This window comes from Pseudomonas urethralis (assembly GCF_021602465.1).
Lineage (GTDB): Bacteria > Pseudomonadota > Gammaproteobacteria > Pseudomonadales > Pseudomonadaceae > Aquipseudomonas > Aquipseudomonas vlassakiae.
Window position 1 is genome coordinate 24,001 of the sequence record NZ_BQIJ01000029.1, and the last position, 6,187, is coordinate 30,187.

The 6,187-nt window shown below is 63.5% G+C and carries 7 protein-coding genes; 6 read left to right on the top strand and 1 reads right to left on the bottom strand.

Going from position 1 to position 6,187, the window contains the following annotated elements; genetic code table 11:
• The first annotated feature begins 17 nt into the window (after positions 1-17).
• The 6 genes from L6D64_RS27150 (at position 18) to L6D64_RS27175 (ending at position 5,184) form a co-directional block, all read left to right on the top strand.
• Positions 18-638 (top strand): 2-dehydro-3-deoxy-6-phosphogalactonate aldolase, encoded by a 621-nt coding sequence (locus L6D64_RS27150; RefSeq protein ID WP_176509795.1) that lies wholly within the window; start codon positions 18-20, stop codon positions 636-638.
• A gap of 39 nt (positions 639-677) precedes the next feature.
• Positions 678-1,826: a galactonate dehydratase gene (gene dgoD, locus L6D64_RS27155; protein WP_176509794.1), complete on the top strand. Its 1,149-nt coding sequence runs from the start codon at positions 678-680 to the stop codon at positions 1,824-1,826.
• Between the two features lie 57 nt (positions 1,827-1,883).
• Positions 1,884-3,194, top strand: coding sequence for an MFS transporter (locus tag L6D64_RS27160; RefSeq protein ID WP_176509793.1), 1,311 nt, complete (start codon positions 1,884-1,886; stop codon positions 3,192-3,194).
• 60 nt (positions 3,195-3,254) lie between these two features.
• Complete coding sequence (locus tag L6D64_RS27165; RefSeq protein WP_176509792.1) at positions 3,255-4,052, top strand: IclR family transcriptional regulator; 798 nt, start codon at positions 3,255-3,257, stop codon at positions 4,050-4,052.
• Positions 4,053-4,670: 618 nt separating this feature from the next.
• Entirely contained in the window at positions 4,671-4,910 is a 240-nt protein-coding gene (locus L6D64_RS27170) for a type II toxin-antitoxin system RelB/DinJ family antitoxin (RefSeq protein WP_103449480.1), read from the top strand.
• Positions 4,900-5,184, top strand: a complete 285-nt coding sequence (locus L6D64_RS27175) for a type II toxin-antitoxin system RelE family toxin (RefSeq protein WP_176509791.1) — start codon at positions 4,900-4,902, stop codon at positions 5,182-5,184. Before L6D64_RS27170 ends, L6D64_RS27175 begins: the two co-directional genes overlap by 11 nt.
• 654 nt (positions 5,185-5,838) lie before the next feature.
• Here L6D64_RS27175 and L6D64_RS27180 read toward each other — a convergent pair.
• Positions 5,839-6,187, bottom strand: a 349-nt coding sequence (locus L6D64_RS27180) for a BRO-N domain-containing protein (protein WP_236192629.1), incomplete at its 5' end; no start/stop codon positions are given.

Below are 6,187 nucleotides of genomic sequence, written 5' to 3' on the forward strand. Positions count from 1 at the left end.
TCCTGAAGGAGCTCGACATGCTCGAACAAGCACTGGCACAGAATGGCCTGATTGCGATCCTGCGCGGTTTGCAACCGCATGAAGCCGCCGCGATGGGGGACGTCCTCTATGGCGCCGGTTTCCGCGTGATCGAGGTGCCGCTCAATTCCCCCGAACCTTTCCAAAGCATCCGCATCCTGCGCAGTTGCCTGCCCGCCGATTGCCTGATCGGCGCAGGCACCGTACTGACACCGGTGCAGGTGACCCAGGTGAAAGAGGCGGGCGGGCAATTGATCGTCATGCCGCATAGCGATCCGCAGGTGCTGCGTGCGGCCAAGGCGGCGGGGCTGTACCTGGCGCCGGGTGTCGCCACACCCACCGAAGCGTTCGCCGCCCTGGCCGAGGGGGCCGACGTGCTCAAGCTGTTCCCGGCCGAGCAGATGGGCCCGGCGGTGGTCAAGGCCTGGCTGGCCGTATTGCCCGCCGGCACCCTGCTGGCGCCGGTCGGCGGCATCACCCCGGGCAACCTGCGGCAATTCTTCGACGCTGGCGCCCGGGGCTTCGGCCTCGGCTCCGGCCTGTACAAGCCGGGCATGACGCCTGAGCAGGTCGCGGCCGCTGCCAAGGCTTACGTGACCGCCTGGCAAGCCTTGCGCTGATCCATCCCTGCGCTGCATCCCAACAAGAGAGACAAGCAGATGAAAATTACCAAGCTGACCACCTTCATCGTTCCGCCGCGCTGGTGCTTCCTCAAGGTCGAGACCGATCAGGGCGTCACCGGCTGGGGCGAACCGGTGGTCGAAGGCCGCGCCCACACGGTGGCCGCTGCCGTCGAAGAGCTTTCCGACTACCTGATCGGCAAGGACCCACGCAACATCGAAGACATCTGGACCGTGCTCTACCGCGGCGGCTTCTACCGCGGCGGCGCCATCCACATGAGCGCCCTGGCCGGTATCGACCAAGCCCTGTGGGACATCAAGGGCAAGGCGCTGGGCGTGTCGGTCAGCGACCTGCTCGGCGGCCAGGTGCGCGACAAGATCCGCGTGTACTCGTGGATCGGTGGCGACCGCCCGGCCGACACTGCACGTGCGGCGAAAGAGGCCGTGGCCCGCGGTTTCACCGCCGTGAAGATGAACGGCACGCAAGAGCTGCAGTTCCTCGACACCTTCGACAAAGTCGACCAGGCGCTCGCCAACGTGGCCGCCGTGCGCGATGCGGTGGGACCGAATGTCGGCATCGGTGTCGACTTCCATGGCCGGGTGCACAAGCCCATGGCCAAGGTGCTGATGAAGGAACTCGACCCGTACAAACTGATGTTCATCGAAGAGCCGGTACTCAGCGAAAACTACGAAGCGCTGAAAGAGCTGGCGCCGCTGACCAGCACACCGATCGCCCTGGGCGAGCGGCTGTTCTCGCGCTGGGATTTCAAGCGCGTGCTCAGCGAAGGCTATGTCGACATCATCCAGCCCGACGCCTCCCACGCGGGTGGCATCACCGAAACCCGCAAGATCGCCAACATGGCCGAGGCCTACGACGTCGCGCTGGCGCTGCATTGCCCGCTGGGCCCGATTGCCCTGGCGGCCTGCCTGCAGCTCGACGCCGCCTGCTACAACGCCTTCATCCAGGAGCAGAGCCTGGGTATCCATTACAACGAGAGCAACGACCTGCTCGACTACGTGCGCGACCCCGGCGTGTTCGACTACGAGCAAGGCATGGTGAAGATCCCCAACGGCCCCGGCCTGGGCATCGAGATCAACGAGGAATACGTCATCGAGCGTGCCGCCGTCGGCCATCGCTGGCGCAACCCGGTGTGGCGGCACGCCGATGGCAGTTTCGCCGAGTGGTGATAGTGCTTCGGTAACCGCGTTGAACGACCTCGATAACCATAACAAGAGGCACTTCTCATGCTCCCGCACACCCTCACCGGGCAGGCCACCCTGGTGGCGCCCAGCCGCAAGCGCTTTTTCATCATGGTGCTGCTGTTCATCACCGTGGTGATCAACTACCTGGACCGCAGCAACCTGTCGATTGCCGCGCCCGCCCTGACCCGCGAGCTGGGTATCGACCCGATCCATGTCGGCCTGGTGTTCTCGGCGTTCGGCTGGACCTACGCCGCCATGCAGATCCCCGGCGGCTGGCTGGTCGACCGCGTGCCGCCGCGCATCCTCTATACCGTGGCGCTGGTGCTGTGGTCGCTGGCCACGGTGTTGCTCGGCTTTGCCGCCAGCTTCATCGCGCTGTTCGTGCTGCGCATGGCGGTCGGCGCACTGGAGGCGCCGGCCTACCCGATCAACAGCCGCGTGGTCACCACCTGGTTCCCCGAGCGTGAGCGCGCCACCGCCATTGGCTTCTACACCTCCGGGCAGTTCGTCGGCCTGGCATTCCTGACCCCGGTGCTGGCCTGGCTGCAGCATGAATTCGGCTGGCACATGGTGTTCATCGTGACCGGTGCGGTGGGCATTCTGTGGGGCGTGATCTGGTACGCCATGTATCGCGAGCCGCGCGATTTCAAAGGTGCCAACGAGGCCGAAATCGAACTGATCCGCGAGGGCGGCGGGTTGGTGGACATCCAGTCCGAGCAGGCCAAGGTCAAGGCCAGGTTCAGCTGGACGGACCTTGGCATCGTGCTGACCAAGCGCAAACTGTGGGGCATCTACCTCGGCCAGTTCTGCCTGAACTCGACGCTGTGGTTCTTCCTCACCTGGTTCCCGACCTACCTGGTGAAGTACCGCGGCATGGACTTCATCAAGTCCGGCATGCTGGCCTCGCTGCCGTTTCTCGCGGCCTTCGTCGGCGTGCTGTGCTCGGGCTTTTTCTCCGACTGGCTGATCCGCCGCGGGGCGAGCGTGGGCTTTGCCCGCAAGTTGCCGATCATCAGCGGCCTGCTGATCTCCACCGCGATCATCGGCGCCAACTTCGTCGACTCGACCCCGCTGGTGATCGCCTTCCTGGCCCTGGCGTTCTTCGGCAACGGCCTGGCTTCGATCACCTGGTCGCTGGTCTCGACCCTGGCCCCGGCGCGCCTGCTCGGGCTGACCGGCGGGGTGTTCAATTTCATCGGCAACCTGTCGGCGATCGTCACCCCGATCGTGATCGGCTTCCTTGTCAGTGGCGACTCCTTCGCCCCGGCCATCACTTACATCGCGGCACTGGCCCTGGTCGGCGCGCTGTCGTACATCCTGCTGGTGGGCAAGGTCGAGCGCATCGAGTTGTAGGCGTGCCCTGCGGGCGAACATAATGTCGCCCGCCCCCTCGCTCACCGATAAAGGCAGCACATGCAGGAAGACCCCGCAAAAACCGCCCCCACTGGCACCCAGACCCTGCTGCGCGGCCTGGCCGTGGTGCAGGCCGTGGCCGCTGGCGCGCGCGACCTCAAGGACATCGCCCGGCACATCGGCACCACCCGCAGCACCACCCACCGGCTGGTCAGCTGCCTGGTGGACGAGCGCTACCTGCGCGTGGTGCCCCAGGTCGGTTATCTGCTCGGCCCCAAGCTGATCGAACTGGGTTTCCAGGCCCGCGAAGAGCTGCCGCTGGTGACCCTGGCCGGTCCTTATCTGGATGAGCTGTCGGCGCTGACTGGCGATACCATCCACCTGGCGATCCGCGAAGGCGACGAGGTGCTGTACCTGCACAAGACCCCGGGGCGCAACGGCCCGGAAATGCGCTCGCGGGTCGGCCACCGCATGCCGCTGGCACGCACCGGCATCGGCAAGGCGCTGATGCTCGACGACAGCCCGGCGGAATGGCAGCGCCTGTACGAAGCCAGCCTGCCGGTGGGCGGCAAGAGCGCGTTCTGGCCGCACCACACCGAGCAGACCTGGGCGCAGTTCGAGCAGCGCATGGTCGAGTATGTGGCCGGCGGGTACGCTTTCGACCTGGAGGACAACGAACCGTCGATCCGCTGTGTGGCGGCGCCGGTGCGCGATGCCAGCCGGCGGATCGTGGCGGGGATCAGCGTGGCGAGTACGGTGCCGTACATGCCGGAAGAGAAGATGCGCGAGCTGGTGCCGGTCATGAAGGATGTGACGGCAAAGCTGTCCGCCGAGCTCGGCCTGAAGCAACGCTTGTAAGAGCGGGCTTGCCCCGCGAACACCGGCAAAGCCGGTGCCAGGCGATCAGGTAGAGCCGGTCGGTCACTGAGGGGCGAGCCAGCCTGGCTGGCATTGCGTGAGAAGCGTTTCTATACTTCCAAGCGGCCTCGCCCTCGACCACGTAGACTGGCATGTCCAGTCCCGGCACATGGCAACTGAGTGTGCCGTACCCCTCCTGTCGGCGTGGGCGAGGTCTCTTGTTTTTCGCCATGCAACTGCGGAACGACTGACCGGATGAGATCGAGCGTTCCCCAGCCCTAGAGGGTGCTCGCGCAAGGCGGGCCGAGGCGAGAGCCGAAGTGGTGTCCGGATCTGTTTCACTAATACGATGAAGGCGCCGATGGCGCCTTTTTTCGTTGTCTGCTTTAGCCATGTACAACCTCGGCCTAGCGCCGAGCAGTGTGGGAGATTCTGTCTTGCTCACTTCTAAAAAACGGCGCGCGATCCCTGTGGGAGCGGGCTTGCCCCGCGGACACCGGCGGAGCCGGTGCCATGCAGTCCGGTCATTCCTGGATTTCTGAAAGACGGACAGCAGTTGCGCAATGGCAAAGTTAAGCGCATTGTAATGACGAATGTCATTACCAAGAGGGCCATCCCATGGCGTCCATCAATATCCGCGTCGATGACGAGCTCAAAGCCCGCGCCTATCAGGAACTAGAGCGGCTGGGCGTAACCCCGTCCGAGCTCATGCGCCAGGCACTGCAATATGTGGCCGAACGAGGCAAGCTACCTTTTCGACCCGTGCTGATGACTGAGGAAGACGAAGACCTGATCGCGATTGTGAGAGAGCGACTCGCCTCCCCGCAGCGCGTGAGGGTCCAACTGGATGACCTATAGTCTCGACTTCGATTCACGTGCGTTGAAAGAATGGAAGAAGCTGGCTGATACGGTTCGTCAGCAGTTCAAGAAGAAGCTGGCCGAGATTCTGCTGAACCCACGGGTGGAGGCCAATCGGCTTGGCTCGTTGCCCGATTGCTACAAGATAAAGCTTCGCAGCAGTGGCTACCGCTTGGTCTATCAGGTCATTGATCAAGAGGTGGTGGTGTTTGTGGTGGCCGTTGATCGCCGCGAGCGCGATCAGGTTTATCGGAAGGCGGCCCAGCGACTTTAGTGATCTTCATTCGTCGTGCTGTTCTCCCTGTCTCCTCCCTGTCTGATGCTTGCTTCGCAGACAACCTCTCGCATCCATGCAGGCATCCGGCTGGACAGTAACTTGGGAAAAACATTCATTTTTAAGGCCTGCTATAGCAGTGCTTATGATAGATAAAAACTGCTATAGCAGGTCTTATCATTAAGAGAGATTGCATGTCCGGGTGTTGTATGTGACCCACTGCCCACATCAAGCGGCGTGGTGAATGGCACCGGCTCCGCCGGTGTTCGCGGGCAAGCCCGCTCCCACAGGATCTCCGTTTGCTCTGGGATCTCTAGGTACTTGCGGGAACTGGCCTCGTTAGTAGTGAGGACGGCGCAGATATCGCCAGGCTGTGAGCGATACGCAAATCCTGTGGGAGCGGGCTTGCCCGCGAACACCGGCGAAGCCGGTGCCAGGCAACGCGACGTTTGCTAGAAGGGGCAAGCCCGCTCTTGGATTACCTGCGCAGCCCAGCTAGACGCCGTGTATTCTGAGCGCTCGCTGAGCACACTCTCGCCAGTTCATCCTGCGCTTAACCAGAAGTGCATTCTCGTCACCTTCAGCCGCCATCACCACCGGCATATCCCGCATTCTCATCCAGGGCTCACTCTGCCAATACAGCAACGTCGCCGTTCACCCTCCAGGCCAGCACATCCGCCCCAGCCGTGGCGTATCCGCTTCTCCATCCACCTGCCCATCACGCAGCACCGCCACCACCTCGTGGGTCAGCCACCAGCGCAGATGGCGGTTCTCCGGAACATGGTGATGCGCCAGCAAGGTATAGGCTCCGGACTCGCTGACCATTGTGGTCTTCTGGTACTGCCCGTAGCGCAGCAGCTGCACGTTGCGGAACTGATCCGGGTCGAGCTTGCGGATGCAGTGCTCGTCGAAGAAGCGAGCGCTCAGCCGGCCGAGTTCGTGGGCGCAGAACCAAGCTTGGGATTCGAGCCAGAGGGTGTGGAGGGGGCGGTTGTGGCGGGTG

What these genes read in the sequence shown, in the direction of transcription:
- L6D64_RS27150 (WP_176509795.1), top strand. Translation starts at nt 18, where the DNA reads ATGCTCGAACAAGCACTGGCACAGAATGGCCTGATTGCGATCCTGCGC.
- dgoD (WP_176509794.1), top strand. Translation starts at nt 678, where the DNA reads ATGAAAATTACCAAGCTGACCACCTTCATCGTTCCGCCGCGCTGGTGC.
- L6D64_RS27160 (WP_176509793.1), top strand. Translation starts at nt 1,884, where the DNA reads ATGCTCCCGCACACCCTCACCGGGCAGGCCACCCTGGTGGCGCCCAGC.
- L6D64_RS27165 (WP_176509792.1), top strand. Translation starts at nt 3,255, where the DNA reads ATGCAGGAAGACCCCGCAAAAACCGCCCCCACTGGCACCCAGACCCTG.
- L6D64_RS27170 (WP_103449480.1), top strand. Translation starts at nt 4,671, where the DNA reads ATGGCGTCCATCAATATCCGCGTCGATGACGAGCTCAAAGCCCGCGCC.
- L6D64_RS27175 (WP_176509791.1), top strand. Translation starts at nt 4,900, where the DNA reads ATGACCTATAGTCTCGACTTCGATTCACGTGCGTTGAAAGAATGGAAG.